The organism is Acidovorax sp. GW101-3H11 (assembly GCF_001633105.1).
In the GTDB taxonomy this organism is placed as follows: Bacteria; Pseudomonadota; Gammaproteobacteria; order Burkholderiales; family Burkholderiaceae_C; genus Acidovorax.
Map to the genome: position 1 here is coordinate 360,365 of NZ_LUKZ01000001.1, position 12,445 is coordinate 372,809.

The window sequence follows — 12,445 nt, forward strand, 5'->3', positions numbered from 1 at the left end:
TTTTCTTGTTCGGAGAGGTGCGCTCGGCGGTATCAGAGGGCCTGCACGTTCTTGCCGGCCAGCGCCTGCTGGATGCCCCGGTTCATGCGCTGGGCCGCAAAGGCTTCGGTGCCCTTGGCCAGGGCGTCGGTAGCGGCTTCGATGACGGCCGCATCGTCAGCATCGCGCTGGTGGCGCAGGGCCACCATCAGGGCATCGATGGTGGCGCGCTCTTGCGGGCTCAGCACATCGCCATCGGCATCCAGCGCGCTCTGGGTGGCGAGCAGCATGCGGTCGGCGTCCACACGGGCCTCGACCACGGCGCGGGCCTTCATGTCCTGCGCGGCCGTGGCAAAGCCGTCCTGCAGCATGCGCGCGATCTGCTCATCCGACAGCCCATACGACGGTTTCACGTCGATGCGCGCCTCCACGCCACTGCCCTGCTCCTTGGCGCTCACGCTCAGCAGGCCATCGGCATCGACGGTGAAGGTCACGCGGATGCGCGCAGCCCCTGCGGCCATGGGCGGAATGCCACGCAGCTCAAAACGCGCAAGGCTGCGGCAGTCCTGCACCAGGTCGCGCTCGCCCTGCACCACATGCACCGCGAGCGCCGTTTGCCCATCCTTGTAGGTGGTGAAATCCTGCGCCTTAGCGGTGGGAATGGTCTCGTTGCGCGCCACGATGCGCTCGACCAGGCCCCCCATGGTTTCGATGCCCAGCGACAGCGGGATCACATCCAGCAGCAGCAGGTCGCCCGCCGTGTTGTTGCCCGCGAGCTGGTTGGCCTGGATGGCGGCCCCCAGGGCCACCACTTCGTCAGGGTTCAGGTTGGTCAACGGCTCTTTGCCAAAAAATTCGGCCACCGCGCGTTGCACCTGGGGCATGCGGGTGGAGCCGCCCACCATCACCACGCCCTGCACTTCATCACGCGCGAGGTGGGCGTCGCGCAGCGCGCGGCGCACGGCGGCCATGGAGCGCGCCGTCAGCGCGGCGGTCACGGCTTCAAAGTCTGATTTTTTAACGTCAAAATGGGCCTCACCGCGCGACAGTATTGCCTTGAAAGCTACCAAATCAGTAGTAGTCAATGCTTCCTTGCATGCGCGGGCCGCCATGCGCACGGCCGATTTGTCGGCAGCGGTGACGGCCTCCAGCCCCAGTTGCTGCAGCACCCAGTCGGCCAGTGCGGCGTCGTAGTCGTCGCCCCCCAGCGCCGAATCGCCACCCGTGGCAATCACCTCGAACACGCCCTGCGTGAGGCGCAGGATGGAGATGTCAAAGGTGCCGCCCCCGAGGTCGTACACGGCGTAGACACCTTCGCTGGCGTTGTCCAGGCCATAGGCAATCGCTGCCGCCGTGGGCTCGTTGATCAGGCGCAGCAGGTGGATGCCCGCGAGCTTGGCCGCATCCTTGGTGGCCTGGCGCTGGGCGTCGTCGAAGTAGGCAGGGACGGTGATGACCGCGCCATACAGATCGTCGTTGAAGGTGTCTTCGGCGCGGTAGCGCAGCGTGGCCAGGATCTCGGCACTGACTTCAACGGGCGACTTGTTGCCGTCCACCGTCGCCAGGCTGACCATGCCCCCTGCACCCGCGTCGCTGGCGGTAACAAAGTCATAGGGCAGCTTGCCCGCGTCCGCCACGTCTTTCAGGCCCCGGCCCATGAAGCGCTTGGCCGAGGCGACGGTATTGCGTGCGTCCTGGGCCTGGGCGGCCACGGCGTCGTACCCGATCTGGCGCCCGCCGTTCTCCAGGTACCGCACCACCGAGGGCAACAGCACCCTGCCCTGCGCGTCGGGCAGGCATTCGGACACACCATTGCGCACGGCGGCCACCAGAGAGTGGGTGGTGCCCAGGTCGATGCCTACGGCAATGCGCCGCTGGTGTGGGTCGGGGGACTGGCCGGGTTCGGAAATCTGCAGAAGCGCCATGAAATTTCGGGTCTCAACGTGGTGGGGCCTGCCGTCACGCAAACAGAGGCCCAGGGGAAAGCAAAACCGCTCTATTGTCCCAGTTGCTCTCGGCGACGTTCAATGTCGTCGGCAAATCGCGCAATGAACATGAGGGCTCTGACCTGGCGGGCTGCGCCCGCGTAGTCCTGCTGCTGGTCGATGAGCTGCCCGCAATGCGCCAGCGCGTCACGGCGGGCCTGGCTGACACCGTCATCCAGCGCATCGAATTCGCTCTCGGCACGGGCCTCTTCCAGCGCCTCGCGCCACTCCATCTGCTGCATGAGGAAGGCCGCTGGCATGGCCGTGTTGTCTTCGGCGTTGATGGGCGCGCCGTGCAGCTCGCACAGATAGGCCGCGCGGCGCATCGGGTCCTTCAGGCGCTGGTAGGCCTCGTTGATGCGCACCGACCATTGCATGGCCACGCGCTGCGCGGCCGCGCCCTGCGCCGCAAACTTGTCGGGGTGGGCTTCGCGCTGCAGCTCTTTCCAGCGCGCGTCGATGGCGCTGCGCTCCTGCGCAAAACGGCGCTCAAGGCCAAACAGTTCAAAGTCGTCGGATTGCAGGTTCATGCGCGAAAGGGGCGAGGCAAAAAGTGCAAGAAAAAACCGCCAGCACAAAGCGCGTTGGCGGTTTCACGGTGCAGCGCAGCGGGCTGGCGAGCGTTCACACCTTCTCAGACGCGGAAGCTCTCCCCACAACCGCAGCGGTCACGCTCGTTGGGGTTGTTGAACTTGAAGCCTTCGTTCAGGCCCTCGCGCACAAAGTCCAGCTCGGTGCCATCGATGTAGGCCAGGCTTTTGGGGTCGATGAGCACCTTGACGCCGTGGTTTTCAAACACGATGTCCTCAGGCTCGCTGTCGTCCACATACTCCAGCTTGTAGGCAAGCCCCGAGCAGCCGGTCGTCTTGACCCCCAGGCGCACGCCCAGGCCCTTGCCTCGGCGGGCAAGATAGCGGTTGACGTGCCGTGCAGCGGCTTCTGTCAGCGTGATGGCCATATCGCTCTCGGTGGATCAGGCTGCGGTGGCGGCAGTGGCTGCGTGCTTGGTCTTGTAGTCCAGCACGGCCGCCTTGATGGCGTCTTCGGCCAGGATGGAGCAGTGCACCTTCACGGGCGGCAGGGCCAGTTCTTCGGCGATTTCGCTGTTCTTGAGCGCTGCCGCTTCGTCCAGCGTCTTGCCCTTGACCCACTCGGTCACGAGCGATGACGAGGCAATGGCCGAACCGCAGCCGTAGGTCTTGAAACGCGCGTCTTCGATCACGCCGGTCGCGGGGTTCACCTTGATCTGCAGCTTCATCACGTCGCCGCAGGCGGGCGCGCCCACCATGCCGGTGCCCACCGAATCGTCACCCTTGTCGAAGGAACCCACGTTGCGGGGGTTTTCGTAATGGTCAACCACTTTTTCTGAGTAAGCCATGATGTGTACCTCTTCAATGCTTCAAAAATCTTCGGGGATTCAGTGCGCAGCCCACTGGATGGTGCTGATGTCGATGCCGTCCTTGTACATCTCCCACAGCGGGCTCAGTTCGCGCAGGCGGGCCACGTTCTCGCGGATGGTGGAGATCGCGTAGTCGATCTCTTCCTCGGTCGTGAAACGGCCGATGGTCATGCGCAGGCTGCTGTGGGCCAGCTCATCGCTGCGGCCCAGGGCGCGCAGCACATAGCTGGGCTCCAGGCTGGCCGAGGTGCAGGCTGAACCCGACGACACCGCCAAGCCCTTGATGCCCATGATGAGCGACTCGCCTTCGACGTAGTTGAAGCTCATGTTCAGGTTTTGTGGCACGCGGCGCTCCATGCTGCCGTTGATGAACACCTGTTCGATGTCCTTCAAACCGTCCAGAAGCCGTTGCTGCAGCGCGTGGGCCTTGGCGTTGGATTCGGGCATTTCTTCCTTGGCGATGCGGAAGGCCTCGCCCATGCCCACGATCTGGTGCGTGGGCAAGGTGCCCGAGCGCATGCCGCGCTCGTGGCCACCACCGTGCATCTGCGCTTCCAGGCGCACGCGGGGCTTGCGGCGCACATACAGCGCACCCACGCCCTTGGGGCCATAGGTCTTGTGGGCCGTCATGCTCATCAGATCGACGGGCAAGGTGGCCATGTCGATGGCAATGCGGCCCGTGGCCTGAGCGGCATCCACGTGCAGCAGGATGCCCTTTTCTCGGCACAGCGCGCCGATGGCGGGGATGTCCTGGATCACGCCGATTTCGTTGTTCACGAACAGGATGCTCACCAGGATGGTGTCGGGGCGGATGGCCGCCTTGAGCGCATCCATGTTGACCAGACCGTCTTCCTGCACATCGAGGTAGGTGGCTTCAAAACCCTGGCGCTCCAGCTCGCGCATGGTGTCCAGCACGGCCTTGTGCTCGGTCTTGAGGGTGATGAGGTGCTTGCCCTTGCCTTTGTAGAACTGGGCAGCGCCCTTCAGGGCGAGGTTGATGGACTCGGTGGCGCCACTGGTCCAGACGATTTCGCGAGGGTCTGCACCGATCAGGTCGGCCACCTGAACACGCGCCTTCTCGATGGCCTCTTCGGCCTCCCAGCCCCAGGCATGGCTGCGCGATGCCGCGTTGCCGAAATGCTCACGCAGCCACGGGATCATGGCGTCCACCACACGGGGGTCCACCGGGGTCGTGGCGCCATAGTCGAGATAGATGGGGAAGTGCGGGGTCATGTCCATGGCTGGCTCAGTAAGGGTGTCTGGCTGGCAGATTTACGAGAAAAAGGTCGATGTTCAGAAAATCGCGTTCAGGGCGGTGCCGACCCCAAGGGTCGGCGCGGGCTCTGCGGGTGTCAGGATTTCGCGAAAACGTTGCCCAGCGCAAACACCGAATTAGGGGCGTTGACGCGAATGGGCTTGACCACGGGTGTCGTCGAGATCGCGCGGCGCACCACGGGTTTGTCTTCGATCTGTACGCCCTTGGCGAGTTGTTCGTCCACGAGTTTTTGCAGGGTCACGGAGTCGAGGAACTCCACCATGCGCTGGTTGAGCGAGGCCCACAGCTCGTGCGTCATGCAGCGGCCGGCTTCGCCCAGGCAGTTTTCCTTGCCACCGCACTGCGTGGCGTCAATCGGCTCGTCCACCGACACAATGATGTCGGCCACCGTGATGTCGCCTGCCTTGCGGGCCAGGGTGTAGCCGCCGCCGGGGCCACGGGTGGATTCCACCAGTTCATGGCGGCGCAGCTTGCCAAAAAGCTGTTCGAGGTAGGACAGCGAAATCTGCTGGCGCTGGCTGATCGCAGCCAAGGTGACGGGGCCGTTGTTCTGACGCAGTGCCAGGTCAATCATGGCAGTGACCGCAAAACGGCCTTTGGTGGTGAGACGCATTGCAAGCTCCTTGTGCTGAGGCTCGTTCGTTAAAGAAACTGCCTGCGCTGGCTAGTGGTCAGCACGGGCACCGTCTCCGCCCCTTACTCCACACAGCGGTCTGCGCGGAGCCCTTCATCGTTGGGCTTTGTTCTTGAGTGTTTTGTGCAAGTATAACACAAATCCCTATTGAATTTGTCGGGATAAAAAACCAACAGGTCGCAATTTGGTCTGGATTGTATTTTTTGGCCTTTCACCACCCCGATCACAAGGCCACCGAGTCGCCTCCGTGTGCGCCAAACGCCTGGTCTTTGAGCCTTGTCAGCTGGTCGCGCACCCGTGCGGCCTGCTCGAACTCCAGGTTGCGTGCATGCTCCAGCATGAGCTTTTCCAGCCGCTTGATCTCGCGCGCCACATCCTTCTCGGACATGTCCTCCACCTTCGCGCGCTGCAGGGCTTCCTGCTCCAGCCGCTCGGCGTCCTTGCCCGCTTTTTCGCTGTAGACCCCGTCAATCAGGTCTCTTACCCGCTTGACAATGCTGCGCGGTGTGATCCCGTGTTCCTCGTTGTGTGCAATCTGCTTGATGCGGCGGCGTTCCGTCTCGCCCATGGCTTTTTTCATGGACTCAGTGATGCGGTCGGCGTACAGGATGGCCTTGCCATTAAGGTTACGCGCCGCACGGCCAATGGTCTGGATCAGGCTGCGCTCGGCGCGCAGGAAGCCTTCCTTGTCGGCATCCAGGATCGCCACCAGCGACACCTCGGGGATGTCCAGCCCCTCGCGCAGCAGGTTGATGCCCACCAGCACATCAAACGCGCCCAGACGCAGGTCGCGGATGATTTCCACGCGCTCCACGGTGTCCACATCGCTGTGCAGGTAGCGCACCTTCACGCCGTTGTCGGTGAGGTAGTCGGTCAGCTGCTCGGCCATGCGCTTGGTCAGCGTGGTGATAAGCACACGCTCCTCTTTCTCCACCCGGATGCGGATCTCCTGCAGCACATCGTCCACCTGGTGGGTGGCGGGGCGCACCTCCACGATCGGGTCCACCAGGCCGGTGGGGCGCACCACCTGGTCCACGATCTGGCCGGAATGGGTCCGCTCATAGTCCGCCGGCGTGGCGGTGACAAAAATCACCTGCCGCATGCGCTGCTCGAACTCCTCGAACTTGAGCGGCCGGTTGTCCAGCGCCGAGGGTAGCCGAAAGCCGTACTCGACCAGCGTGGTCTTGCGCGCGCGGTCGCCGTTGTACATGGCGCTGAGCTGGCCGATCATCTGGTGGCTTTCGTCCAGGAACATCAGCGCATCGCGGGGCATGTAGTCCGTCAGCGTGCTGGGCGGATCGCCGGGCGCGGCGCCCGACAGGTGCTGGGTGTAGTTCTCGATGCCCTTGCAGTGCCCTACTTCGCTGAGCATCTCCAGGTCAAAGCGTGTGCGCTGCTCCAGGCGCTGGGCCTCCACCAACTTGCCGTCGGCCACCAACTGCTGCAGGCGTTCGGCCAGCTCGATCTTGATGGTCTCCACCGCCGCCAGCACCTTGTCGCGCGGGGTGACGTAGTGGCTGCTGGGGTAGACAGTGAAGCGCGGGATCTTCTGCTTGACGCGCCCCGTGAGCGGGTCGAACAGCTGCAGGCTTTCCACCTCGTCGTCGAACAGCTCGATGCGGATCGCCAGCTCGGAATGCTCGGCCGGAAACACGTCAATCGTGTCGCCCCGCACGCGGAACTTGCCGCGCGAAAAGTCCGCCTCGTTGCGCTGGTACTGCATGCGGATCAGCTGGGCAATCACGTCGCGCTGCCCCAGCTTGTCGCCCACGCGCAGCGTCATCACCATGCGGTGGTAGCTCTCGGGCTCGCCAATGCCATAGATGGCCGACACCGTGGCCACAATCACCACGTCCTTGCGCTCCATCAGGCTCTTGGTGCACGAGAGCCGCATCTGCTCGATGTGCTCGTTGATGGCGCTGTCCTTCTCGATGAACAGGTCGCGCTGTGGCACATACGCCTCGGGCTGGTAGTAGTCGTAATAGCTCACGAAATACTCCACGGCGTTCTTGGGGAAGAACTCGCGAAACTCGCTGTAGAGCTGCGCTGCCAGCGTCTTGTTGGGCGCAAAGATGATGGCCGGGCGGCCCATGCGCGCGATCACGTTGGCCATGGTGAAGGTCTTGCCCGAGCCCGTCACACCCAGCAGGGTCTGAAAAGTCTCCCCGTCATTGAGGCCCTCCACCAGCTTGGCAATGGCCTCGGGCTGGTCGCCTGCAGGCGGGTACGGCTGGAACAGCTCAAAGGGAGAGTCGGGGAAATGGACGAACTCGCCGTCTTGCTTTTCAGTTATGACTTCGGTGATATCTGGCATGGGACGTGGTCAACGGGTCGGGCAGACGGGCCGCTAAAATCGGCGGAACCCGGCACAGTACACCACGCCCGGATTCTTCGCTACTGACAACCTTTCAAGGATTTTCATGTCTCTGTTCACCGCCGTCGAAATGGCCCCCCGCGACCCCATCCTGGGCCTCAACGAGCAATTCAACGCCGACACCAACCCCAACAAGGTCAACCTGGGCGTCGGCGTTTATTTCGACGACAACGGCAAGCTGCCCCTGCTGCAATGTGTGCAGGCCGCAGAAAAGACCATGATGTCCACCCCCACGGCCCGTGGCTACCTGCCTATCGACGGCATCGTGGCTTATGACAACGCCGTCAAGAGCCTGGTGTTCGGTGCCGACAGCGAACCCGTGACGTCCGGCCGCGTGGCCACCGTGCAAGCCATCGGCGGCACCGGCGGCCTGAAGATCGGTGCTGACTTCCTGAAGAAGGTCAGCCCCAGTGCCAAGGTACTGATCTCCGACCCCAGCTGGGAAAACCACCGCGCGCTGTTCACCAACGCCGGTTTTGAAGTCGATACCTACGCGTACTACGACGCCGAAAAGCGCGGCGTGAACTTCGAAGGCTTCCTGGCCAGCCTGAACGCTGCGGCCCCCGGCACCATCGTTGTGCTGCACGCCTGCTGCCACAACCCCACCGGCTACGACATCACCGCCGCCCAGTGGGACCAGGTCATCGCCGCCGTCAAAGCCAAGGGCCTGACCCCTTTCCTGGACATGGCCTACCAGGGCTTCGGCCACGGCATCGCCGAAGACGGCGCTGTGATCGGCAAGTTTGTGGCCGCTGGCCTGAACTTCTTCGTCTCCACCTCGTTCTCCAAGAGCTTCAGCCTGTACGGCGAGCGCGTCGGCGGCCTGTCGGTGCTGTGCGCCGACAAGGAAGAAGCCAGCCGCGTGCTGAGCCAGCTCAAGATCGTGATCCGCACCAACTACTCCAACCCACCCATCCACGGTGGCGCAGTGGTGGCCGCCGTGCTGAACAACCCCGAGCTGCGTGCGATGTGGGAACAAGAACTGGCCGAAATGCGCGTGCGCATCAAGGCCATGCGCCAGAAGCTGGTCGATGGCCTGAAGGCCGCTGGTGTGAAGCAGGACATGAGCTTCATCACCACCCAGATCGGCATGTTCAGCTACTCCGGCCTGTCCAAGGACCAGATGGTGCGCCTGCGCAATGAGTTCGGCGTGTACGGCACCGATACCGGCCGCATGTGCGTCGCGGCCTTGAACAGCAAGAACATCGACTACGTCTGCCAAGCCATTGCAAAGGTCGTCTGAGCAGGATGACAAAGCGGCGCTCGCGCGCCGCTTTGTGAGCGAAACGCTCCAGAACCCGCACAACGCGGTCCTTCTGGAGCGTTTGCCGTTTCTGGGCCTGCCCGATGCGTGGCTGGTCGCAGGCTGCCTGTTCCAGACGGTATGGAACCTGCGCTCCGGCCTGGGGCCCACGGCGCACATCAAGGACTACGACCTGTTCTACTTCGACGGCGACGACTTGTCCGAATCGGCGGAGCAGCAGGTGCAAGCCCGCGTCTCCACTCTCTTCGCCGACCTGCCCATCACCGTGGAAGCCAAGAACCAGGCGCGCGTGCACCTCTGGTACGAGCGCTGGTTTGGCTACCCGTATGCGCCACTGCAATCGGCCCGCCACGGGATCGAGCGTTTTCTGGTGCCCTGCACCTGCGTGGGTTTGCAACCTGGCAACACAATACAAACCCCACCGTTGCTGTACGCTCCCTACGGCCTCGCGGAGCTGTATGCCGGGCTGATGCGCCCCAACCCGGCCTGCCCCCACCTGCCGCTGTTCCAGGCCAAGGCAGACAGTTACCGGGAGCGCTGGCCGTGGCTGACCATCCAGCCGATGTTGCCCGCCACCGGCGCACGGCCTGAGAATTTCTAGCCTTTTCGGCCTCTTCCGCCTGATGGATAAGCGCTAACAGCTATCAATATCAGAGCAAAACACCCAAAGCGGCATCGATGCAACCTGTCACCCCCACAGCACCGACCGCATCGAGATCGACGCCGACTGGTAGCCGGTGTTGAAAAAGCGCGGCATCTCGCTGGACTCCACCGCACCGGCGGCGTACAGCAGCGGTAGGTAGTGCTCGTACGTGGGGTGTGCCTGCTGGGCCATGGCACCCAGCTTCTGGAAGTCTTGCAGGGCGCCCAGTTGGCCTTTTTTGATCTGCTCCTGCACTACGGTGTCGAACTCGGCAGCCCAGTCATACGCCTCGTTGGCCGCCGTGCCCCGGCGGGTGAGGCGCAGGTTGTGCACAATGTTGCCGCTGCCCACAATCAGCACGCCGCGCTCGCGCAGGGCCTTGAGCTGCTGGCCCAGCGCATAGTGCTCGGCCGGGGCGCGGCTGTAGTCCATGCTCAGCTGCATCACCGGGATGCGCGCCTGGGGGAACATGGGCTTGAGCACCGACCAGGTGCCGTGGTCCAGGCCCCACTCACCCTCATCCACCCCCAATGCGGCACCGGTGGCGGGAGATTTCAGCTCCTTGGCCAGGCTGCGCGCCACGGCCGGGGCGCCCGGCACAGGGTACTGCTGGTCAAACAGCGCCTGGGGGAAGCCGCCAAAGTCGTGGATGGTTTTGGGGTTAGCCATGCCGGTGAGCTGCCAGCCGCCGCGTGTGAGCCAATGGGCCGACACACACAGGATAAGCTGCGGCTGCACCGCGCGCGCCATCAGCTCCGCGCCCATGGCCTGCCAGCTGCGGCGCCAGGCGTTGTCCTCGATGGCGTTCATGGGGCTGCCGTGGCCCACAAACAGCACGGGCATGCGGGGCGAGGGCTTGAGCGCCTGCAATGCCGATGCCGTGGCGGCGCTGCTCAGGGACGTGGTCATGAAAGCTCCCGGAAAGGCGGCCAGGCCCGTGAGGGCGGCCAAAGAGGTTCTGCGTTGCATGGGTCAGGGAGCGTAACAAATTATGTATAACGCAGGGAGTGAGCCCGCGCGCCCAGTGAAGTTCCGGCGCCACACCTTCCGTCCAAAACCACAACACCGAGACAACCCAGAGCCCATGACCACCGCCCTGCCCCAGCCCCTGCGCAACGCCCGCGTCCTCAGCCTTGCCCTCAACCTGCCCGGCCCCGCCGCCCTGATGCGCTGTGCCCGCATGGGCGCCGAGTGCACCAAGCTCGAACCGCCCCCGCCCCCCGGCCACCCCAGCGCCGACCCCATGGGCATCTACAGCCCGGCGGCCTATGCCACGCTGCACCAGGGCGTGCGCGTGGTGCATGCCCACCTCAAGATACCCGAAGGCCAGGCCGCGCTGCACGCAGAGCTGGCCCGCACCGATGTGCTCATCACCTCGTTCCGCCCCTCGGCGCTCACCAAGCTGGGCCTTGGCTGGGAGGCCCTGCAAGCGAAGTACCCGCGCCTGTCGCTGGTGCGCATCGTGGGCGCAGCGGCAGAGCGGGCCGAGGAGCCCGGCCACGACCTCACCTACCTGGCCGATGCGGGCCTGGTGACCGGCACCGAGATGCCCCCCACGCTCTACGCCGACATGGGCGGCGCCCTGATGGCCAGCGAAGCCGTGCTGCAAGCCCTGCTGGAGCGCGCCCACACCGGCAGCGGCGTGTGCATCGAAGTGGCCCTGGCCGACGCCGCCGCCTGGCTCGCCCAGCCGCGCGACTGGGGCCTGACCACGCCCGAGGGCGACGTGGGCGGCCACCACGCGGGCTACCGCATCTACCCCTGCGCCGACGGCCGCGTGGCCGTGGCCGCGCTGGAACCGCACTTTGCCGCCAGCCTGTGCGCCGCTGCGAGCCTGCCCGCCACGGGCGACCCAGAAGTGCTGCGCGCCCCGGCCACGCACGCCGCCGTGGCAGCCTTTCTGCACACGCAGACCCGCGCCCAGCTGGACGCGCTCGCCGTGGCGCAAGACATTCCCCTGCACACCCTCGCCTGATCCCTTTTTTACCGATGCAGAAACAAGGCACCGTCATCCGCTGGGACGCGACGCGCGCGTTCGGCTTTATCCGCAGCCCCGACACATCCGCCGACGTGTTCTTTCATGTGCGGGACTACCGGGGCAGCGCAGCTCCCCGCGAGGGGCTGGCTGTGGTCTACGAAGAAATCCACGTGGGCGGCAAGGGGCCCCGGGCCATGGCGGTGCAGCCTGCGGCCCAGGCCGGGGGCGCAACCCGCCCAGCCCCCAGCGCGCCTGCAACGGCGCCGCCGCGCAAGGCGCAGCACGCGCGCGCCCCTGCACCACCATCCGCCCCGCGCCGCGAGCGCCCGGCAAAAACGCAGCCGGGGGCCAATGCCCCGGCCCTGCCCACCCTGCTCCTGATGCTGGGCTGGGCCGCACTGCTGGCCTGGGGCGTCTGGGCGGGCAGGCTCCCTCTGTGGTCACTGGGCGCTGCTGCAGCCATCAACCTCCTGACCTTTGTCACCTATGCCATGGACAAAAGCGCAGCACAAAACGGCCGGTGGCGCACACCAGAAAAACACCTGCACCTGCTCAGCCTGGCAGGGGGCTGGCCGGGTGCGTGGTGCGCGCAGCAGTGGCTGCGGCACAAGTCGAGCAAGCAGGAGTTCCGCACCATGTACTGGGCCACGGTGGTGCTGCATTGCGCGGTGCTGGGGGCCTGGGTGGGCGGGTGGCTGCGGTAGCGGCTCCAAAATGCTTCTATTTTGATAGCGTAAAGTGCATGATGGGCGCGCGGCAACGGCCATTTTTGCTTGTATTTTGAGCACCCGTTGCACTATAGAGGCCACAGCACGGGCCCGGCAACCGCCGCCACGTCGGCTGCTGTGCGCCCCGTCTGAACGGACAGCACTGGCGCACCAGCCCCAAACGCCCACAGCAGCAGACGGCAACA

The 12,445-nt window shown here is 64.8% G+C and carries 12 protein-coding genes; 4 read left to right on the plus strand and 8 right to left on the minus strand.

Going from position 1 to position 12,445, the window contains the following annotated elements; translation table 11 throughout:
* Positions 1-32 precede the first annotated feature (32 nt).
* The 7 genes from hscA to uvrB form a co-directional block, all read right to left on the minus strand.
* On the minus strand, positions 33-1,904 hold the full coding sequence (gene hscA, locus A1D30_RS01565; RefSeq protein WP_063459047.1) for a Fe-S protein assembly chaperone HscA: 1,872 nt from the start codon (positions 1,902-1,904) through the stop codon (positions 33-35).
* A 71-nt stretch (positions 1,905-1,975) separates the two neighbouring features.
* On the minus strand, positions 1,976-2,494 hold the full coding sequence (hscB, locus tag A1D30_RS01570; protein ID WP_063459048.1) for a Fe-S protein assembly co-chaperone HscB: 519 nt from the start codon (positions 2,492-2,494) through the stop codon (positions 1,976-1,978).
* 104 nt (positions 2,495-2,598) lie between these two features.
* Positions 2,599-2,922, minus strand: coding sequence for an iron-sulfur cluster assembly protein IscA (iscA, locus tag A1D30_RS01575; RefSeq protein WP_063459049.1), 324 nt, complete (start codon positions 2,920-2,922; stop codon positions 2,599-2,601).
* A gap of 15 nt (positions 2,923-2,937) precedes the next feature.
* On the minus strand, positions 2,938-3,342 hold the full coding sequence (iscU, locus tag A1D30_RS01580; protein WP_063459050.1) for a Fe-S cluster assembly scaffold IscU: 405 nt from the start codon (positions 3,340-3,342) through the stop codon (positions 2,938-2,940).
* Positions 3,343-3,381: 39 nt separating this feature from the next.
* The gene (locus tag A1D30_RS01585) at positions 3,382-4,602 is read right to left on the minus strand and encodes an IscS subfamily cysteine desulfurase (protein ID WP_063459051.1); all 1,221 of its coding nucleotides are present in this window, start codon (positions 4,600-4,602) and stop codon (positions 3,382-3,384) included.
* A gap of 113 nt (positions 4,603-4,715) precedes the next feature.
* Positions 4,716-5,252 (minus strand): Fe-S cluster assembly transcriptional regulator IscR, encoded by a 537-nt coding sequence (gene iscR, locus A1D30_RS01590; RefSeq protein ID WP_015013980.1) that lies wholly within the window; start codon positions 5,250-5,252, stop codon positions 4,716-4,718.
* A 244-nt stretch (positions 5,253-5,496) separates the two neighbouring features.
* The gene (gene uvrB, locus A1D30_RS01595; protein ID WP_063459052.1) at positions 5,497-7,587 is read right to left on the minus strand and encodes an excinuclease ABC subunit UvrB; all 2,091 of its coding nucleotides are present in this window, start codon (positions 7,585-7,587) and stop codon (positions 5,497-5,499) included.
* Between the two features lie 106 nt (positions 7,588-7,693).
* Here uvrB and A1D30_RS01600 point away from each other — a divergent pair, with 106 nt between their 5' ends.
* The gene (locus A1D30_RS01600; protein ID WP_063459053.1) at positions 7,694-8,890 is read left to right on the plus strand and encodes an amino acid aminotransferase; all 1,197 of its coding nucleotides are present in this window, start codon (positions 7,694-7,696) and stop codon (positions 8,888-8,890) included.
* A gap of 34 nt (positions 8,891-8,924) precedes the next feature.
* Positions 8,925-9,512 carry a nucleotidyltransferase family protein gene (locus tag A1D30_RS01605; RefSeq protein ID WP_242421754.1) on the plus strand — a complete coding sequence of 196 codons (588 nt, stop codon included), beginning with the start codon at positions 8,925-8,927 and terminating at the stop codon, positions 9,510-9,512.
* Between the two features lie 87 nt (positions 9,513-9,599).
* On the opposite strand, the gene ygiD is transcribed toward A1D30_RS01605, so the two are convergent.
* Positions 9,600-10,505, minus strand: a complete 906-nt coding sequence (gene ygiD, locus A1D30_RS01610) for a 4,5-DOPA dioxygenase extradiol (RefSeq protein ID WP_063459055.1) — start codon at positions 10,503-10,505, stop codon at positions 9,600-9,602.
* A 133-nt stretch (positions 10,506-10,638) separates the two neighbouring features.
* Between ygiD and A1D30_RS01615 the strand changes: the two genes are divergently transcribed.
* Both A1D30_RS01615 and A1D30_RS01620 read left to right on the plus strand, forming a co-directional pair.
* A complete protein-coding gene (locus A1D30_RS01615; protein ID WP_063459056.1) occupies positions 10,639-11,529 on the plus strand; it encodes a CoA transferase in 891 nt (296 codons plus the stop codon).
* Positions 11,530-11,543: 14 nt separating this feature from the next.
* The gene (locus tag A1D30_RS01620; RefSeq protein WP_063459057.1) at positions 11,544-12,236 is read left to right on the plus strand and encodes a cold shock and DUF1294 domain-containing protein; all 693 of its coding nucleotides are present in this window, start codon (positions 11,544-11,546) and stop codon (positions 12,234-12,236) included.
* Positions 12,237-12,445: the final 209 nt, after the last annotated feature.